The organism is Serratia sp. ID 25-353 (genome assembly GCF_054792795.1).
Genome location: NZ_CM139236.1, coordinates 404171 through 422682, shown reverse-complemented (window position 1 = coordinate 422682; position 18512 = coordinate 404171). Strand labels below are relative to the sequence as shown.

Annotated in this window: 15 protein-coding genes and 1 pseudogene; 7 read left to right on the top strand and 9 right to left on the bottom strand. The window is 61.1% G+C overall.

The features are described from left to right. The first annotated feature begins 127 nt into the window (after positions 1-127). Positions 128-760 (top strand): response regulator transcription factor, encoded by a 633-nt coding sequence (locus tag ACYF6X_RS01940; RefSeq protein WP_130018148.1) that lies wholly within the window; start codon positions 128-130, stop codon positions 758-760. Further along, on the top strand, positions 757-2538 hold the full coding sequence (locus tag ACYF6X_RS01935; protein ID WP_063990527.1) for a hybrid sensor histidine kinase/response regulator: 1782 nt from the start codon (positions 757-759) through the stop codon (positions 2536-2538). Before ACYF6X_RS01940 ends, ACYF6X_RS01935 begins: the two co-directional genes overlap by 4 nt. Positions 2539-2552: 14 nt before the next feature. On the opposite strand, the gene ACYF6X_RS01930 is transcribed toward ACYF6X_RS01935, so the two are convergent. Further along, on the bottom strand, positions 2553-3386 hold the full coding sequence (locus ACYF6X_RS01930; RefSeq protein ID WP_130018147.1) for an enoyl-CoA hydratase/isomerase family protein: 834 nt from the start codon (positions 3384-3386) through the stop codon (positions 2553-2555). A gap of 122 nt (positions 3387-3508) precedes the next feature. On the opposite strand from ACYF6X_RS01930, the gene ACYF6X_RS01925 reads away from it, so the two are divergent. Further along, positions 3509-3871: a winged helix-turn-helix transcriptional regulator gene (locus ACYF6X_RS01925; RefSeq protein ID WP_060388328.1), complete on the top strand. Its 363-nt coding sequence runs from the start codon at positions 3509-3511 to the stop codon at positions 3869-3871. Positions 3872-4076: 205 nt separating this feature from the next. On the opposite strand, the pseudogene ACYF6X_RS01920 reads toward ACYF6X_RS01925, so the two are convergent. From ACYF6X_RS01920 to guaB, 3 genes and pseudogenes are all read right to left on the bottom strand, one after another. Then, a pseudogene (locus ACYF6X_RS01920) lies at positions 4077-4208 on the bottom strand (type II toxin-antitoxin system Phd/YefM family antitoxin); the annotation flags it as partial. Positions 4209-4433: 225 nt separating this feature from the next. Next, complete coding sequence (guaA, locus tag ACYF6X_RS01915) at positions 4434-6011, bottom strand: glutamine-hydrolyzing GMP synthase (protein ID WP_130018146.1); 1578 nt, start codon at positions 6009-6011, stop codon at positions 4434-4436. 102 nt (positions 6012-6113) lie between these two features. Further along, entirely contained in the window at positions 6114-7577 is a 1464-nt protein-coding gene (guaB, locus tag ACYF6X_RS01910; RefSeq protein WP_033635581.1) for an IMP dehydrogenase, read from the bottom strand. Positions 7578-7747: 170 nt separating this feature from the next. On the opposite strand from guaB, the gene xseA reads away from it, so the two are divergent. Further along, positions 7748-9124: an exodeoxyribonuclease VII large subunit gene (gene xseA / locus ACYF6X_RS01905; protein ID WP_055312720.1), complete on the top strand. Its 1377-nt coding sequence runs from the start codon at positions 7748-7750 to the stop codon at positions 9122-9124. A gap of 3 nt (positions 9125-9127) precedes the next feature. Here xseA and ACYF6X_RS01900 read toward each other — a convergent pair whose 3' ends face one another. Both ACYF6X_RS01900 and ACYF6X_RS01895 read right to left on the bottom strand, forming a co-directional pair. Next, complete coding sequence (locus ACYF6X_RS01900) at positions 9128-11494, bottom strand: glycoside hydrolase family 31 protein (protein ID WP_130018145.1); 2367 nt, start codon at positions 11492-11494, stop codon at positions 9128-9130. Positions 11495-11505: 11 nt separating this feature from the next. Further along, positions 11506-12816 carry an MFS transporter gene (locus ACYF6X_RS01895; RefSeq protein WP_063990531.1) on the bottom strand — a complete coding sequence of 437 codons (1311 nt, stop codon included), beginning with the start codon at positions 12814-12816 and terminating at the stop codon, positions 11506-11508. 359 nt (positions 12817-13175) lie between these two features. Here ACYF6X_RS01895 and ACYF6X_RS01890 point away from each other — a divergent pair, with 359 nt between their 5' ends. The 3 genes from ACYF6X_RS01890 to ACYF6X_RS01880 all read left to right on the top strand — a co-directional run bounded on the left by ACYF6X_RS01890 (position 13176) and on the right by ACYF6X_RS01880 (position 15687). Continuing rightward, positions 13176-14258 carry a LacI family DNA-binding transcriptional regulator gene (locus tag ACYF6X_RS01890; protein WP_130018144.1) on the top strand — a complete coding sequence of 361 codons (1083 nt, stop codon included), beginning with the start codon at positions 13176-13178 and terminating at the stop codon, positions 14256-14258. A 62-nt stretch (positions 14259-14320) separates the two neighbouring features. Next, positions 14321-15346 carry a M4 family metallopeptidase gene (locus ACYF6X_RS01885; RefSeq protein ID WP_130018143.1) on the top strand — a complete coding sequence of 342 codons (1026 nt, stop codon included), beginning with the start codon at positions 14321-14323 and terminating at the stop codon, positions 15344-15346. Then, positions 15346-15687 carry a protealysin inhibitor emfourin gene (locus ACYF6X_RS01880; RefSeq protein ID WP_033635587.1) on the top strand — a complete coding sequence of 114 codons (342 nt, stop codon included), beginning with the start codon at positions 15346-15348 and terminating at the stop codon, positions 15685-15687. Before ACYF6X_RS01885 ends, ACYF6X_RS01880 begins: the two co-directional genes overlap by 1 nt. A 4-nt stretch (positions 15688-15691) precedes the next feature. Here ACYF6X_RS01880 and ACYF6X_RS01875 read toward each other — a convergent pair whose 3' ends face one another. The 3 genes from ACYF6X_RS01875 to der form a co-directional block, all read right to left on the bottom strand. Continuing rightward, entirely contained in the window at positions 15692-15913 is a 222-nt protein-coding gene (locus ACYF6X_RS01875; RefSeq protein ID WP_130018142.1) for a zinc ribbon domain-containing protein, read from the bottom strand. Between the two features lie 12 nt (positions 15914-15925). Then, a complete protein-coding gene (locus tag ACYF6X_RS01870; RefSeq protein WP_047730075.1) occupies positions 15926-16882 on the bottom strand; it encodes an AEC family transporter in 957 nt (318 codons plus the stop codon). A 98-nt stretch (positions 16883-16980) separates the two neighbouring features. Continuing rightward, on the bottom strand, positions 16981-18471 hold the full coding sequence (gene der, locus ACYF6X_RS01865) for a ribosome biogenesis GTPase Der (RefSeq protein WP_019452357.1): 1491 nt from the start codon (positions 18469-18471) through the stop codon (positions 16981-16983). Positions 18472-18512 lie beyond the last annotated feature (41 nt).

Here is an 18512-nt window from a genome sequence, read left to right as displayed (position 1 = left end):
TTTTCTCTTATCCAAATCCTCGAATAATATATTTCCCTTTCCTAAACGAAAAAACCCTCCTAAAGTAGGGAGGGTTGATAATAATTCATCAGACCTATCTGAACTGTGAAAGCGAAAGGAGAATCCTTTGGGGCAGGATTATGCGTTGGTCGTTGATGACCATCCATTGGTAGCAAGCGGCATCGCCAATTTTCTCAGCACGCATTGCCGATTCAAACAGGCGCATGTGGTGACCAATGAAGAGAATTGCTACCGCCATATTAGGGAAAATGGCCCGCCGCGTTTACTGGTGATCGATTTTTGGCTCTCTTCCGGTACGGCGTTGAAATTACTCAAAGAAGTAAAACAACGTTATCCGCAGGTACGGATTTTGGTGGTCAGCGGCGACGAGAATAACGATATCTGGCAGAAAGTGCACAATGCCGGCGGGCACGGTTTCGTATTAAAAAACGAGCCACCTGAATTATTCGCCAGGGCGGTTTTTGCGCTAAATAATAATCAGGAGTGGTTCCCGGAAGGAAATGAATCCGCCATTAAAAACAACCATGACCATTTAAATAGGTTCAATTTAACGCCAAGGCAAATCGACGTATTAACTATGATGTTGCGCGGTCTACCAAATAAAAGAATCGCAACGCAACTGTCTATTTCCGAGCCGACCGTGAAAGAGCATATCAGCAATATCTTGAAAAAGATCGGCGTCAACAGCCGGGTGGAAGCCATCACGCTGCTGCACGGCAAACGGGATCCGTCGCCATGAGGTTTTTCCAGAATTTACAAAATGATGGCATCTCCCCACGCGCACAGATCCGCCTGCTGGACAACACCTTCATGCGGTTGGTGTTCAGTTTCACCGCCGTGCCTTTCGTCGGCATCCCGTTCGCCATCTGGATTTATTTGCTGGGCGACAAACTCGGCCCAACCATTACCTGGATCATCGTTTACCTGCTATGTGCCGTGGCGATCCGAATAGGACATCGTCGCTACCTGCGTGAGGCCAAGGAAAATGATGAAGACACCGTGCTGCGCCGCTGGCTGCCGCGCATTAATAAGGTGGCTTTTATTCACGGGCTGGGGATCTCATCACTCTATTTAATTACCCCGCAGACCCATAACTTTGACTTTTTTCTGCTGCTCAATATCAGCATCGCCGCGATCGTTGCCGCCAACGCAACGCATCTGACGCCGGTTATCAGCACCTTTACGCGTTTTTTCTTCGCCTCCTGGGGGCTGCTGAACCTCGGCATCATCTGGCGGCTGGAAGACGTGATGTTCATCGTGCTGATGCTGAACTTGCTGTACGGCTTTGCCATTTACCGCCACGCGTTAACCTCGCATGCGTTCTTTATCCAGCAGGCGTTGCTCGAAGAACAAAGCTCGCGCTTGGCGGAGCAGTTCCGCCAGGCTAAAGAGGAGGCGGAACAGGCGCTGCTGGACAAGAACCAGTTCCTGACCACCGCCAGCCACGATCTGCGCCAACCAGTGCACGCCATGGGCTTTCTGATCGAAGCCATCATCCACAAAAACCGCGACGACAGCCTGACGCCGCAGCTGCTGGATCTGCAGCAGAGCGTGCGTTCGGTGCATTTGATGTTCAATTCATTGCTCGATCTCAGCAAGATCGAATCCGGCAACGTGCGCACCGCCGCCACCCATGTGGATATCGGCGCCCTGCTCGACTCGGTGATCACCCTGTTCCGCGAAGAGGCCAACAGCCGCGCCCTGGCGCTGCGCACCTGGCGGCCCAAACGGCGCATCAGCGTGATGGGCGATCCGCTGCTGGTGCGGCAATCGCTGATCAACCTGATCCAAAACGCCTTGCGCTACACGCAACGGGGCGGCGTGCTGATCGCCATCCGCCCGCGCGGCGCCGAGTGCCTGGTGGAAGTGTGGGACACCGGCGTGGGCATCGCCGACGAAGAGAAAAGCAAAATCTTCTCCCCTTACTACCGCCCCGAGCTGGCATGGAAAATCGACAGCGCCGGCCACGGACTGGGGCTGGCAGTGGTGGCACGCTGCGCCAAGCTGATGAAGGTGAAGTACGGCATGCACTCCGTCGAAGGCAAAGGCTCGCGCTTCTGGATGCGCTTCACGCAATACGTCGGCGAAGACAAAGCGCCGGAAACCGCGGCCGCCTACGACAACACCGCCACGCCTACCCGCTATGCACCGCTGCGCGGCGCCTGCCTGGTGGTGGACGACGATCCTTTGGTGACCTCTGCCTGGGAGAGCCTGATGAGCACCTGGGGCATCACCGTGCGCTGCGCGGCCTCCGCCGAGGAAGCCTTCGCCATCGTCGACGACGGTTTTACGCCGTTCGCCGTGCTGTGCGACCAGCGCCTGCGTTCCGGCGAGAGCGGTTTCGACATCCTGAAAGCGCTGTTCGAACGCCTGCCGGACGTGAGCGGCGCGATGGTCAGCGGCGAGTTCAACTCGCAGATATTGCAAGAGGCCGAACAGGAAGGCTATCTGGTGCTGCGCAAACCGCTGGAGCCGGCCAGGCTGCATGCGCTGCTGACGCAGTGGGGGGCCGGCTAGCGCGCGGCGGCGCCTTAGCGGGCAAGATGCCGCAGCAGGCCTTCAAGGTTGCGCTCCCCCTCCGGGGTTTGCGCACCGGCCTTCAGCCCGCCGCGGATCAACCGCTCCGCGGCCGGGCGTGCGAACAATCCCGCCCAGGCGTCGTGCTCGCGATAAAAACCGGCCTGCAGATCCGGTACAGGCATCGCCTGCTTGGCCGCCACAATCACGCCCTCTGGCAATGCCGCGATATTGCGCGCTAACCGCTCGACGAAATCATCGAGCTCGGCGGCAGGCAAGGCACGGTTAATCCAGCCGTAGCGTTCTGCGGTAGCGGCATCGATGAGATCGGCGCCCAAGATCACTTCCAGAGCGCGGCCGCGCGTCATTCGACTCGTCAGATACTGCGTCGCGCCGCCGCCGGGCGTAATGCCCATCAAGGCCTCGCACTGGGCCAGCCCCGCCGCTTCCCGTGCAGCGAAAGCCATATCGGCCGCCGCCACAAACTCGGCGCCGCCGCCGCGCGCCAGCCCAGCCAGCTTAACGAGAGTGACCTGCGGCTGGCTGCGCAGCAGTTCGCCAAACGCCTGGAACGGATTAAGCCCCTCCGGCGCGTTGCTCGCCAGTTCGTCGAAAGCGTGCGGCTCATCGATCAAGGTCATGTCGACGTGAGCAATAAAGAACGCTGGGTTCGCGCTCTGGAATACCAACACCCGCGTATCCGGATCGTCACGCACCGCGAGCAATAAACGGCTGATTTCCGACATCAGCGCCACATCGAGTACGTTTACCGGTGGGTTATCGATAGCGATCGTCATCACGCCGTGCGCATGAGACAGCCTGAGTTTGCTGAAATCTGTATCTGTCATCTCAATGTCCTTTTACCTGGGGTCCAAGTGCGGGTTATTCGCGCCGTGTTTCGAATGGTATACTTTGCATACCTGGCGTCAATTACGCACCTTAAGCATCCCAGGGATGCAGGAAGATACCGATGGATAAGACCGATGTTGTTTACCGCGCCGACTGCCCGAGCCGCATCGTGCTCGATCAGATTGCCGATAAATGGTCCATGATGGTGCTGGAAGTGCTGCGTGAGCCGCAGCGTTTCAACGCCATCAAGCGCCGTCTGGATGGCGTCACGCAACGCGTGCTGACCCAGACCCTACGCAAATTGGAACGCAACGGCATGGTGCATCGCAAAGTGTTGGATGGGCGGGTGCTTGGCGTCGAGTATTCGCTGACGCCGCTCGGCAAATCCCTGCAGGGGCCGTTCTCGATACTGTTCGACTGGACGTTAGGGAATATTGAGGCGATTCAGGAGTGCCAGCGCAAGTATGATGAGCAGGACGGGTGATGCGATCCCTATAGTCTTTCACTTGCAGGAAAACAAGGATTAGGCAGCCCAGCGGGCTATCAGGCCATGATGATTCGCTTAAACAGCAGCTGCTGGATGTCCTACTGATGTGACAATGGAGTCAATACAGTGCCTTACGGTACGCGTGTACTCAAAGGCCACCTGCCGCTCCACTGCAATCCCTTAATGTTGCGCACTGTAAAGCTTAAAGCTCATCCAACAGCTGTTCCTTTGAGAACACGCGCCCTTCCGCTTTATCCTTCTCTGACAGCGTCAGCAATTTCAGTAGAGCAACGGCGTTCTCTCGCTTCTGCTGCTCATAGGATTCTATAACGTAGTTGATGGTCTCTACTTTCATCGTATCCCCAGGCGCTATCAATCATACCAAGGTCTGAACATAGGCCATATTTCGACCACAAACAATGTTCGGCTTTACCCATAACTTACCTCATGGCTGACAACAGGCAGAAAAGACATGGCCATACAAAGAAAAACCCTCTGTAAAAACAGAGGGTTTTAGTCACTAAGACCTAGTTACGAACAGGCTGCGGGAAGTGTCAAATCACTCCCACTCAATCGTCGCCGGCGGCTTGCCGCTGATGTCGTACACCACGCGGGAGATGCCGTCCACTTCGTTGATGATGCGGTTGGAGACGCGGCCGAGGAAGTCATACGGCAGGTGCGCCCAGTGCGCGGTCATGAAGTCGATGGTTTCTACCGCACGCAGGGAGACCACCCAGTCGTATTTGCGGCCGTCGCCCATTACGCCGACCGAACGCACCGGCAGGAACACGGTGAACGCCTGGCTGACTTTGTTGTACAGGTCGGCTTTGTGCAGCTCTTCGATGAAGATGGCGTCGGCGCGGCGCAGCAGGTCGCAGTACTCCTTCTTCACTTCGCCCAGCACGCGCACGCCCAGACCCGGGCCCGGGAACGGGTGACGGAACAGCATGTCGTACGGCAGGCCCAGCTCCAGGCCGATCTTGCGCACTTCGTCTTTGAACAGCTCTTTCAGCGGCTCGACCAGGCCCAGCTTCATCTCTTTCGGCAGGCCGCCCACGTTGTGGTGCGACTTGATCACGTGCGCTTTGCCGGTGGCGGAAGCGGCGGATTCGATCACGTCCGGGTAGATGGTGCCCTGCGCCAGCCATTTCACCTGCTCTTGCTTGCAGGCTTCTTCGTCGAACACTTCAACGAACACGCGGCCGATGATCTTGCGCTTGGCTTCCGGCTCGTCCACGCCCGCCAGTGCGGTCAGGAAGCGGTTTTCCGCCTCGACGTGCACGATGTTCAGGCCGAAGTGGTCGCCGAACATTTCCATCACCTGGTTGGCTTCGTTCAGGCGCAGCAGGCCGTTGTCGACGAACACGCAGGTCAGGCGTTTGCCGATGGCGCGGTGCAGCAGCATCGCGGTCACGGAGGAGTCTACGCCGCCGGACAGGCCGAGGATCACGTGGTCTTCACCCACCTGCTCGCGGATGCGCTCGACCGCATCTTCGATGATGGTGGCCGGGGTCCACAGGGCTTCACACTGGCAGATGTCCAGTACGAAACGCTCCAGCATGCGCTGGCCCTGGCGGGTGTGGGTCACTTCCGGGTGGAACTGCACGCCGTAGAAGCGTTTTTCTTCGTTGGCCATAATGGCGAACGGGCAGGTGTCGGTGCTGGCGATGGTCACGAAGTCGGACGGGATCGCGGTCACTTTATCGCCGTGGCTCATCCACACGTCCAGCAGCGGTTTGCCGGCCGGGCTGATGGCGTCTTCGATATCACGCAGCAGCGCGCTCTCTTTGACGATTTCCACCTGCGCATAGCCGAACTCGCGTTCGTTGGAGCCCTGCACATGGCCACCCAGCTGCATCGCCATGGTCTGCATGCCGTAGCACACGCCCAGCACCGGCACGCCGGCGTTGAACACGTAGTCCGGGGCGCGCGGGCTGCCGGCTTCGGTGGTGCTTTCCGGGCCGCCGGAGAGGATGATGCCGCTTGGGTTGAATTCGCGGATCTGCTCTTCGCTAACGTCCCACGCCCACAGTTCGCAGTAAACGCCGATTTCGCGCACGCGGCGGGCGACCAGTTGGGTGTATTGCGAACCGAAGTCCAGTATCAGGATGCGATGCTTATGGATATTTTGTGTCATGTGAGGCGAATTCCAGCAACAAGAGAAAAAGAGCGAAAATGTGTGTTTCGGGATGGGGCTTAACGCCCCACTCCGGCCTCTCACTCAGGAGAGGTTAAGGCATTAGCCCATGCGGTAGTTCGGCGACTCTTTGGTGATGGTCACGTCGTGCACGTGGCTTTCCTGAATGCCGGCGCCGCTGATGCGCACGAACTCCGCCTTGGTGCGCAGATCGTCGATGGTGGCGCAGCCGGTCAGGCCCATGCAGGAGCGCAGGCCGCCCATCTGCTGGTGCACGATGGCTTTCAGCATGCCTTTATAGGCAACGCGGCCTTCGATACCTTCCGGCACCAGTTTGTCGGCGGCGTTATCGGTCTGGAAGTAACGGTCGGAAGAGCCTTTGGACATCGCGCCCAGCGAGCCCATGCCGCGGTAAGACTTGAACGAACGGCCCTGATACAGCTCGATTTCGCCCGGGGATTCTTCGGTGCCCGCCAGCATGGAACCGACCATCACGCAGGATGCGCCTGCGGCGATCGCTTTGGCAATATCGCCGGAGAAGCGGATGCCGCCGTCGGCGATAACCGGAATGCCGGTGCCTTCCAGCGCTTCCACCGCGTCGGCGATGGCGGTGATCTGCGGTACGCCCACGCCGGTCACGATGCGGGTGGTGCAGATGGAGCCAGGGCCGATACCCACTTTCACCGCGCTCACGCCGGCTTCAGCCAGCGCTTTGGCGCCCGCTGCGGTCGCAACGTTGCCGCCGACGATCTGCAGATCCGGGTATTTGGCGCGGGTTTCGCGGATGCGCTGCAGCACGCCTTCGGAGTGGCCGTGCGAGGAGTCGATCAGCAGGACGTCAACGCCTGCCGCCACCAGCGCGTCAACGCGCTCTTCGTTGCCGGCGCCGGCGCCGACCGCCGCACCTACGCGCAGACGGCCGTGCTCGTCTTTACAGGCGTTCGGTTTGCGTTCCGCTTTCTGGAAGTCTTTAACGGTGATCATGCCCAACAGGTGGAAGCTGTCGTCCACCACCAGCGCTTTTTCTACGCGCTTTTCGTGCATTTTCTGCAGCACCACGTCGCGCGCTTCACCTTCTTTCACGGTGACCAGGCGATCTTTTGGCGTCATGACCGCGGTGACCGGCTGGGTCAGATCGGTCACGAAGCGCACGTCGCGGCCGGTGATGATGCCGACCAGCTCGTTGTCTTCGGTCACGACCGGGTAACCGGCGAAGCCGTTGCGGGCGGTCAGCTCTTTCACTTCCTGCAGCGTGGTGGATGGGGTAACGGTCTGCGGGTCGGTAACTACGCCGCTTTCATGTTTCTTCACGCGGCTGACTTCTTCAGCCTGGCGCTCGATGGACATGTTTTTGTGGATGAAGCCCAGGCCGCCTTCCTGCGCCAGCGCGATGGCCAGGCCGGATTCGGTAACGGTATCCATGGCTGCGGACAGCATAGGGATGTTCAGGCGGATGGTTTTGGTCAGTTGAGTGCCGAGCTCTGCGGTGTTAGGCAGAACCGTGGAGTGGGCTGGAACCAGGAGGACGTCGTCAAACGTCAGAGCTTCTTTAGCGATACGTAGCATGGGCAATATCTCACCAGGGTGGGCTGTGAAAAAGATAAAATATTGCCGCGGCATTATACAGAGCGGAATCGGTTGCCTCCAGCACTTTCTTGCAAAAAGTCTTGATTACCTTTTTCAGCCATGTAGTATCGACCAATTAAGTGATTGTTTTGAAATTTGATCTGGGTCACATGTCGCTACCTGTTTCGCCTTCCATTTTTACCGTAAGCCGCCTCAATCAGACGGTTCGCCAACTGCTGGAAATGGAAATGGGGCAGATTTGGCTCTCCGCCGAGATCTCCAACCTCTCCCAGCCCGCCTCCGGCCACTGGTATTTCACGCTGAAAGACGACCGCGCTCAGGTGCGCTGCGCGATGTTCCGCAACAGCAACCGCCGCGTCACCTTCCGGCCGCAAAACGGCCAGCAGGTTTTGGTGCGCGCCAGCATCACGCTGTATGAACCGCGCGGCGACTACCAGCTGATCGCCGAGAGCATGCAGCCCGCCGGCGACGGCCTGCTGCAGCAACAGTTCGAGCAGCTGAAACAGCGCCTGAGCGCCGAAGGGCTGTTCGATCAGCAATTCAAGCAGCCGCTGCCCGCCCCGGCCAAACGCGTCGGGGTGATCACCTCCGCCAGCGGCGCGGCGCTGCACGATATTCTGCAGGTCTTGCAGCGCCGCGATCCGTCGCTGCCGATCGTCATCTACCCCACCTCGGTGCAGGGCGCGGAAGCGCCGATGCAGATCGTGCGCGCCATCGAGACCGCCAACCGCCGCGACGAATGCGACGTGCTGATCGTCGGCCGCGGCGGCGGTTCGCTGGAAGATCTGTGGAGCTTCAACGACGAACGCGTGGCGCGGGCAATCTTCGCCAGCCGCATTCCGATCGTCAGCGCCGTCGGCCATGAAACCGACGTCACCATCGCCGATTTCGTCGCCGATCTGCGCGCGCCGACCCCATCCGCCGCCGCCGAACTGGTCAGCCGCAATCAGCTTGAGCTGTTGCGCCAGCTGCAGTCGCAGCAGCAGCGGCTGGAGATGGCGATGGATTACTACCTGGCGCAGCGCCAGCAGCAGTTCACCCGCATTCACCACCGTTTACAGCAGCAGCATCCGCATCTGCGCCTGGCGCGCCAGCAGACGCTGCTGTTCAAGCTGCAGCGCCGTATGGAAGACGGCATGCAGCAACAGCTGCGCCTGGCCGCCCGCCGCAGCGAACGCGCCCAGCAGCGGCTGGCACAGGTGCAGCCGCAGGGCCGCATTCACCGCTACCAACAGCGCGTGCAGCAGCAGGAATACCGCCTGCAGCAGGCGATGGAGCGGCAGCTCAACGCCTACCGCCAGCGCTTCGGCGTGGCCTGCAGCCAACTGGAAACCGTCAGCCCGCTGGCGACGCTGGCGCGCGGCTACAGCGTGACGCAAACCCCGCGCGGCGAGCTGCTGAAAACCACCAAACAGGCGCAGGTCGGCGAACTGCTGAAAACCCGCCTGCAGGATGGCTGGGTGGAAAGCGAGGTGAAAACCATCACCGTCGCCAAGAAGCCGCGCAAGAAACGCGCGGCCGAGTAGCCCCTACTCCAGCGTAAAACGCTCGCCCGGTTCGCCGTTCACCCACAGCGCGCGCGTCTCGCCTTCCGGCAGGCTGAGCGTCAGCGTGCGCCAGGCCGGGCGGAAACGCCCTTCCGTCGTGATATCCAGCATGATGCGCTGAGGGTCGCAGCGCATTTCCCAGCGCAGCCACAGCGCATCGCCCTGCCGCCAGCCTTCGCTTTCACCGTCGTCCTCAAACAGCAGCCCGCTACTTGCGCCGCAGCCCTTGAGCGGAAACAGCCGCAGCTCGCGCCGATCGTCGGCGGCCACGTCCACATGCGCCAGCCGCTGCGACAGCGGCATCGCCGCCCCGGCGCGCACCAGCAGCGGCAGGCGCTCCAGCGGCGCCGCCAGCGTCACCGTCTGGCCGCCGCCGAACCACTGGCCGCTGTAGAAGCAGTACCAGCCTTCGCCGTTGTCCGGCAGATACACCGAACGCCGGCGCTGCCCCGGTTCCACTATGCTGGCCACCAGCAGATCGCGGCCGATCAGAAAATCGTCGTTCTCGCCGAAGGTGCGCGCATCCTGTTCATGATCGAGAAAGGTCGGGCGCAGCATCGGCTCATCGTCGGCGCAGGCCTGCCATAGCAGGGTGTAGAAATACGGCAGCAGCCGGTAACGCAGGTTGATCGCCTCGCGCACCGCCGGGGTGGCGGCCGGGTACATCCAGGGCTCGTTGACCGTGGCGTCGTCGTTCCAGGAGTGGATAGTGAAACGCGGATGCATCACGCCGTTTTGCACCCAGCGCACCAGCAGCTCCGCGTCCGGCTTGTCGCCGGAGAAGCCGCCGACGTCGTGGCCGAGGTTATACAGCCCGGACAGGCTCATGCCCAGCCCCATGCGGATGTTGTAGCGCAGCGTTTGCCAGCTGGTGCGGTTGTCGCCGCTCCAGGTCTGCACGTAGCGCTGCATGCCGGCGCAGCCGGAGCGCGAGATCAGGTACGGCCGCTTCTGCGGCGCGAAGCGCTGCTGGGCCTCCATCGAGGCGCGCATCATCAGCAGCGGCATCACCGGGCGGATGTGCTTGATGGCGATCGGCCGCCCGAAGCCGTGGCAGCGCGCTTCGCCGTCCCACACTTCGTACTCGTTGTTGTCGTTCCAGGTCGAATCGATGCCCATCTCCAGCAGCTGCTGCGTGACACCCTGCTGCCACCAGCGCACCGCCGCCGGGTTGGTGAAGTCGAGGTGCGATCCCTCGTCGTCCCAGAAGCTGGAGCGCTCGGGCGCGTCGCTTTGCGAATCGCGGATAAACAGCCCCTGCGCCGCCACCGCCTGATACTGCGGGTGATCCTGCAGCAGGCACGGCTTGATGTTGGCCGCCAGCCTGAGGCCGGCGTCGTGAAACGCCTGGCTCAATTGCTTGGGCTGCGGCACCTTGTCGTAATTCCAGTTGAACACGTAGCGCTTGTTGTTGATTGAGGTGTAGCCCGACGACAGCTGGAAGGAGTCGCAGGGAATGGCGTGTTGGCGACACAGCGCGATGAACTGCTGCAGCTGCTGCTGGGCATCCGGCGCGTCGGTGTAGTGCATGGTCGAGCCGCTGTAGCCCAGGCTCCACTTCGGCCCGAAGTGGGTGCGGCCGGTCAGGCGCACGAAGGCCTTGGTGACGTCCACTACCTTCGGCCCGAGGAACAGGTAGTAATCCAGATCGCCCGCTTCAGCCTGATAGCGGCGATAGGCCGTATGGTAGTTGTCGATCTCGTTGCCCAGATCCAGCCAACAGCTGCTCAGGTTGTCGTAGAACAGGCCAAAGCTCGCCTCCGGCCCGCGGGTAATGGTGAACGGAATGTGCTTGTACAGCGGATCGGTGCTGGCGGCGTTGTAGCCCATGGCGTCCAGGTTACGCATCTCGAAGCGGCGGCCGGTGCGCTCCAGATCGCCGGCTTTCTCTCCCAGGCCGTAATAGCGCTCATCGGCGAAACGGCGCTGGTAATGCGCCACGCCGTCGCCGTGCGCATTGAGCAGGTAGGCGCTGGTCGGCCGATCCGCCGCCAAGGGCCGCCACTCGCCGGCGGTATTGCAATACTCCCACGCCAACCACAGCGGCTGATGCACCGTCACGCGCAGCCGCGGCGTGCTGACCACCAGCCGATCGCCCTCCTGGCGCAGCTGATAGCCCGGCAGGCTGAAACCGGCGACGCTGAGCCGATCGCGCCCCTCCCAGGGCACATCCTCTTGCGGCGCGATGCTCCAGGTGCGATCCAGCGCCAGTTCGCCCTCACGTTTGATCAGCACGCGGAACAGATCGTTTTCCAGCACGTACAGGCAGAAACGGTGGCGTTCATCGACCAACAGCTCGACGTGGTCCGCATGCTGCGCCGCCAGCGCCCAGTTTTTCAAGGTTTTCATAAATATCTCACTTAGCTGTGTGAAGGTGTTTTCTTACCGCCGCGCTCGGCGATCAGGGCAATCAGGAACACAGCGCCGATCAGATCGAAGAAGCCCATGGCGATAAACAGCGGGTTGAAGCCAATGGTGTCGGATACCGCGCCGATCAGGAGCGTGAACAGGAAGCTGGCGATCCAGGCGCTGGAACCGCGCATGCCGTTGACCGTCGCCATCTGGTTTTTATCGAACGATTCCACCACCAAGGCGCTGAGCATGCAGGAGATCACCTGGTGGCCGAAGCCGCCGATCGAGATCAGCGCGATCGCCACATAGGGATCTTGAGTGATCGCCACGAACGCCAGCGACACCATCAGGAAAGCGCCGGTCACCGAGCTGGCGACCACCGAGTTGACGCGGCTGCAGCCGAACCATTTGCGGTACAGGGTGGTGAGATAGCCGCTGGCGACGCTGCCGATATCCGCCGCCAGGAACGGCAGCCAGGCAAACATCGCGATCTGTTTCAGATCCATGCCGCGTTCGGTGGCCAGATACAGCGGCACCCAGAAGCTGAAGACCGCCCAGGCCGGCTCGGCGAGAAAAGCCGGGATGGCGATGCCGTAGAACTTCTTGTTCTTGCACAGGCTGGCCAGCGAGGTGAGGAACGGCAGCTTCGGCAGCACCGGCTCGTTGTCTTCGCGGATCAGATCCAACTCTTGCTGGCTGAGGTTCGGGTGCTGCTGCGGCGAGTGGTAGAACAGCCACCACAGCACCACCCAGATCAGCGCCAGCCCGCCGGAGAACAGGAAGGCGCCCTGCCAGCCGAAGGAGACGTGAGCAATGACGATGATCGGCGGCGCCAGCATGGCGCCGATGGAGAAACCGACGCCCGCCCAACCGGCGGCGATCGGCCGCTCCTTCTTCGGGAACCAGTCGGAGATCGCCTTGGCGTTGGCCGGGGTGGCCGCCGCCTCCGCGCCCCCCATGAAGAAGCGCAGAATGGCCAGTTGCAGCCAGCTGCCGGCGCCGGCGTGCAGCATACATACCACCGCCCAAATGCCGGCGCAGATCAGAAAGCCCATCTTCAGGCCGATAACATCGATCAGCCAGCCGCAGATCGGCTGAAACACCGTGTAGGCCAGCTGGAACGACGCCACCACCCAGGCATATTGCTCGGTGCTCATGTTCAGGCTGGTTTTCAGCTCCGGCGCCAGAATGCCCAGCGAGTTACGGGTGATGTAGTTGACCGTGACGCCCAGCAAGAACAGCGCCAGCATCCACCAGCGCAGCGATTTGAACTTGCGCCGGCCGCTCTGCGCGACCGCCTGATTGATCTCCACACTCATCGGTTCTCTCCCCGCGGCCGCCGGCGACGGCGACGCGCGTTTTGGTAGGGTACGTTGTGCTATCAAACACGGGGCGGTGAAAACGGGTCGGCGCGGTAGCATTGGCCGACAGACAATCACAACCCCATGATTTATTTTTTGTTTTCTTTTTCGCACACCGTTAAAATTGGACTGACAGGTCGCTAAAATTGGTGTACCAATGCAGACTACCCAGCGAGAGCGCGCAGCGAAACGGGGTTTTTTGCAAAGATTTTCACAGGCGGGTGAAAAAATAGTCATAATGGGCATAAAAGCCGGTCAAGACGCTGAAAATCCGCGGTGAAAATATTCTCATGGACGAATTTGAAGGAGATCACAGAATGAACGGAAAGCTGAAAATTCAGGAGATCGCTCGCCAAACCGGGTTGTCGATCAGCACCGTTTCCCGCGTGCTGGCGGGCAAGGCCAACACCAGCGCCGAGGCGCGCCGCAAGGTGCTGGACTGTGCGCAGCAAAACGGCATTCTGCAGGGTATTTCCAGCGGCCGGCTGATGCTGAACAACGTGATGGTGTTCGCGCCGCAGCGCGCGTTCGACGTGCGCACCGACATCTTCTACTACAAGGTCATTCAGGGTATCGCTGCCGCGCTGATGGAGCACGAGGTGCGCATCCGCTACTGCGGGCTGGAAGAGCAACACAGCGACGGCGCGCTGTTTCTGGAAAAGATGAGCGACCCGCACACCGAAGCGGCGCTGATCATCGGCATCGACGACGAGCATATCCACACCCTGGCCGCCGATCTGCACAAGCCCTGCGTGCTGATCAACTGCAGCGATCGGCAGATGCGGCTGGACAGCGTCTCACCGGATCATCAGCTGATCGGTGATTACTCCGCCAGCTACCTGTTCCAGCAGGGGCACAGCCATATCCTCAATTTGCAGTGTCTGCGCCGCCACACCATGGAGCTGCGGCTGGCGGGCATCCGGCAGGCCTACGCCCGGCATCATTTGCCGTTCGACGACGGCCGCCATCTGGTCACCACCTCGGGCTTCGGCGGCGAAGAGGCCGAGCAGGCGCTGACCACCTATCTCGATGGTATCCACGGCCACGCCCCGCTGCCGACGGCGATCCTGGCCGGCGGCGACTACATGGCGGTCGGGGCGGTCAAGGCGCTCAACAAGCGGGGGCTGAGCGTGCCGGGCGACGTCTCGGTGATGAGCACCGACGGCTTCAACCTGGCGGAAATCCACGATGTGCCGCTGACCTCGGTGCAGGTTCCGCGCGACGAGTTGGGCTACGAGGCGATCCAACTGCTGCAGCGGCGCATGCTGCGCGCCGACGCGCCGCCGTGCAACCTGCTGCTGCACGGCCGGCTGGCGGTGCGCGCCTCGGTGCGGCGCATCAGCCCGCACAAGACCGCGCCGGCGGTGAGCACGCATGACCACAGGCTTTATGACGAGTAGGCTACACTTAGGCACAGTGCATTCATTCGATGAGGTAAAATTTTTGCCTAAGGAGAGCCACTATGCCAGCCCAGCGCATGCGTTCCGTCATTCCTCCCTACATGCTGCGCCGCATCATTGAACACGGCAATGCCCCGCAGCGCGACTGCGCGCTGCACACGCTGAACCACGTGCAAAGCCTGCTCGGCAACAAGCCGCTGCGTTCGCCGACCGAGAAAAACGCCCGAGCCGGCGAAGCGCTCCGCGATATCTACGACGCCCAGAACGGCACCCAGCTGCCCGGCAAACAGGTACGCAAAGAAGGCCAGCCCAGCAACCACGACGTGACGGTGGACGAGGCCTACGACTATCTCGGCGTCACCTACGATTTCTTCTGGCAGGCCTACCGCCGCAATTCACTGGATAACCAGGGGCTGCCGCTGGTCGGCAGCGTACACTACGGCAAGGAGTACCAGAACGCCTTCTGGAACGGCCAGCAGATGGTGTTCGGCGACGGCGACGGCGAGATTTTCAACCGTTTCACCATCGCCATCGACGTGGTCGGCCACGAGCTGGCGCACGGCGTGACCGAGAGCGAAGCCGGGCTGATCTACTACCAGCAGTCAGGGGCGCTCAACGAGTCGTTGTCCGACGTGTTCGGCTCGTTGGTCAAGCAGTTCCACCTGCAGCAAACCGCCGATAAAGCCGACTGGCTGATCGGTGCCGGGCTGCTCGCCAAGGGCATCAAAGGCGATGGGCTGCGCTCGATGTCGGCACCCGGCACCGCCTACGACGATCCGCTGCTGGGCAAAGACCCCCAGCCCGCCAGCATGAAGGATTATATCCAAACCAAGGAAGACAACGGCGGCGTGCACCTCAACTCCGGCATCCCCAACCGCGCCTTCTACCTGGCGGCGACGGCGCTGGGCGGCTTCGCCTGGGAGAAAGCCGGCTATGTCTGGTATGACACGGTGTGCGACAAAGCGCTGCCGCAAAACGCCGACTTCGCCACCTTCGCCCGCACCACGGTGAAACATGCGCTAGCGCGTTTCGACCAGAGCGTAGCGGACAAGGTGCAGCAAGCCTGGCATCAGGTGGGGGTGGAATAATGAAACCGCTGCCGACGCTCAATCAGGATACGGTCATTGAGCTGGCGCGCGAGGGAGGCTTCGCCTACATTCCCAAACTGGCGGGCCAGCGCCGCATCGCGCTGGCCGATATCACGCCGGAGCAGCGGCAGCGCCTGAATCAGTTGCTGAACCAGACGCTGCCCTATGCGCAGGAAGAAGGCCAGCCCACCTCCCCCGGCTGCGGCGACCAGCGCTACTACCGCGTGCAAATCAACTACACCAGCCCCACCCTGAGCACTGAGATCGTGCTGTTAATCCCGGAAAGCAGCGCGCCGCAGGCGCTGGTGGATCTGTGGAAAACCGGACAGGTGGATGAGTGAGGGCTTACAGCGGCTGATAGCTGAAATTCACCCGTTTCTTGGAGATCAGCCCGTGCCCGTTCTGGCACAGGTAATCCACCGCCCCGCAGGCTTTCAATTCTTGCAGCGGCTGCCCGCACTCCGGGCAGCTCGCCAGCTGCAGATAATCGCGCTGGCAGGCTTCACAATGGTAGTGACCCGCTACCCACTTCATGGTCTGACGGCAGTGCGGACAGTGCGCTTCCATAACGACTCCAGGCTAAATCGCGCCCCATGAGCGCAAGAAATAGATCCCCAACGCGGTGGTGAAGAACGAACCGACGGTGGTGATGGCGATAATGTTGGCCGCCAGCGTGGCGTTGCCGCCCATGGCGCGCGTCATTACATAGCTGCCCGAAGCGGTCGGCGTGGCGGAAAACAGGAAGATAATGCCCAGCGCCGCCCCCTGAAACCCGCACAGCCAGCCGGCCAGCGTCATCAGGCACGGCACCAGAAACAGCTTGGCCGCCGACGACAGCGCCGCCACGTTGGACGAGCGGAACATGGCGCGAAAATCCAGGCTGGCGCCGGTGCACAGCAGCGCCAGCGGCAGCGACAGCGCGGAAATATAGCTGCCGGTCTGGCGGATCACGGTCGGGATGCCCAGCCCGGTTTGCGCATACAGCAGCCCGCACACCAGGCCAATGATCAGCGGGTTGGTAACGATGCTACGCAGCAGCGACAGGTGGCTGATTTTCTTGCCCTGCCCGCCCTGCAGGCTGCGCGTGAGGGTGATGACCGACAGCACGTTGAACAGGATCACCGTCACCGTCAGGTACAGCGAGGCGAGCGCAATGCCTTCGCTGCCGTAGGCGGTCATGGCGTAGGCCAGGCCGACGATGGCGGTATTGGCGCGGAAACCGCCCTGCACGAACACCCCGCGCTCACGCGGTTCTTTCACCAGCCACTTGGCGGCCAGCTCCAAGAGCAGGAAGGTCGCCAGCGTGCCGACCGCGCCGAACAGCACCAGCGGCAGGTTGCCGAGCAGCTGCGGGTGGTTGGTGGCGATGCTGAAAAACAGCAGGCACGGCAGCGCCAGATTGAACACCAGGCGGGTCGCGCCGTCGACGAAGCGGTCATCCATCAGGCGCCAATGGCGCAGCAGGATCCCCAGCAGCATCATCAGCAGATTCGGCACGGTGACGTTAAATGCAAAACTCCAGGTTTCCCAGGACATGGTGTTCCTTCAGGCAGGCGAGGTAATCTTCAGATAATAAAACGATTTCGGGCCAATAAAAAAGGGCGCGGCATCACTGCCGCGCCCCTCATGAGCGATTACTTGCTCTTTTTCAGGTGGCTCATCAGGCGCTTGCGCTTACGCATCTGGGTCGGCGTCAGCAGGTTGCGTTTGCCGGCGAACGGGTTGTCACCCTCTTTGAACTGGATGCGGATCGGCGTCCCCATTACGTTCAGCGAGCGGCGGAAGTAGTTCATCAGGTAGCGCTTGTACGAATCAGCGAGATCGCTGACCTGGTTGCCGTGGATCACCACGATCGGCGGGTTGTAACCGCCGGCGTGAGCATATTTCAGCTTCACGCGGCGGCCGCGCACCAACGGCGGCTGGTGATCGTCAACCGCCATCTGCATGATTTTGGTCAGCATCGAGGTGTTTACGCGGCGGGTTGCGCACTCGTAGGCTTCCTGTACCGATTCGAACAGGTTGCCGACGCCGCTGCCGTGCAGCGCGGAAATGAAGTGCACGCGCGCGAAGTCGACAAAGCCCAGACGCAGGTCAAGCATCTCTTTCACGTGCTCGCGATCTTCTTCGCTCATGCCGTCCCACTTGTTGACCGCAATCACCAGTGAGCGCCCACTATTGAGAATAAAGCCGAGCAGCGAGAGATCCTGATCGGAGATGCCTTCACGCGCGTCGATCACCAGCAGCACGACGTTGGCGTCTTCAATCGCCTGCAGGGTCTTGATCACCGAGAACTTCTCGACGGTTTCGGTCACCTTGCCGCGTTTGCGCACCCCGGCGGTGTCGATCAGCACGTATTCGCGTTCGTCGCGCACCATCGGAATGTAGATGCTGTCGCGGGTGGTGCCCGGCATGTCGTACACCACCACACGCTCCTCGCCGAGGATGCGGTTAGTGAGCGTAGACTTACCAACGTTAGGACGACCGACGATCGCCAGTTTGATCGGCAGATCCTGCGGGTTGAACTCTTCTTCCGGCTCTTCGTCTTCTTCGCCTTCCAGCGTTTCACCGTTTTGCTCGGCCCAGTAAGCGGCGTTGGCCTCTTCCTCGGTCAGTTCGACGTCTTCCGGTTTTTCCGGCACGAACGGCACCAGCACGTGTTCGATCAGCTGGGTCACGCCGCGGCCGTGGGAAGCGGCGATAGCGAACACTTCACCCAGGCCGAGCGAGTAGAAATCGGCGGTAGCGGTGTCCGGATCCAGGCCGTCGGTCTTGTTGGCCACCAGGAAAGTCGCCTTCTGTCGGCTGCGCAGGTGCTGGGCGATGCCCTGATCCGCCGGCATCAGGCCGGCGCGGGCGTCGACCATGAACAGCACGATGTCCGCCTCTTCGATCGCCAGCAGCGACTGACCGGCCATGCGCGTTTCGACGCCGTCTTCGGTGCCGTCGATACCGCCGGTATCGACGATGATGAACTCATTGCCTTCGATTTCAGCACGACCATACTTGCGGTCACGCGTCAGCCCCGGGAAATCCGCCACCAGCGCATCACGCGTATGGGTTAAACGGTTGAACAAGGTGGATTTACCCACATTCGGGCGCCCGACCAGCGCGACGACAGGTATCATTGTTGAAGCCTCATTACTTAATAATCAATGCGTTACTACAC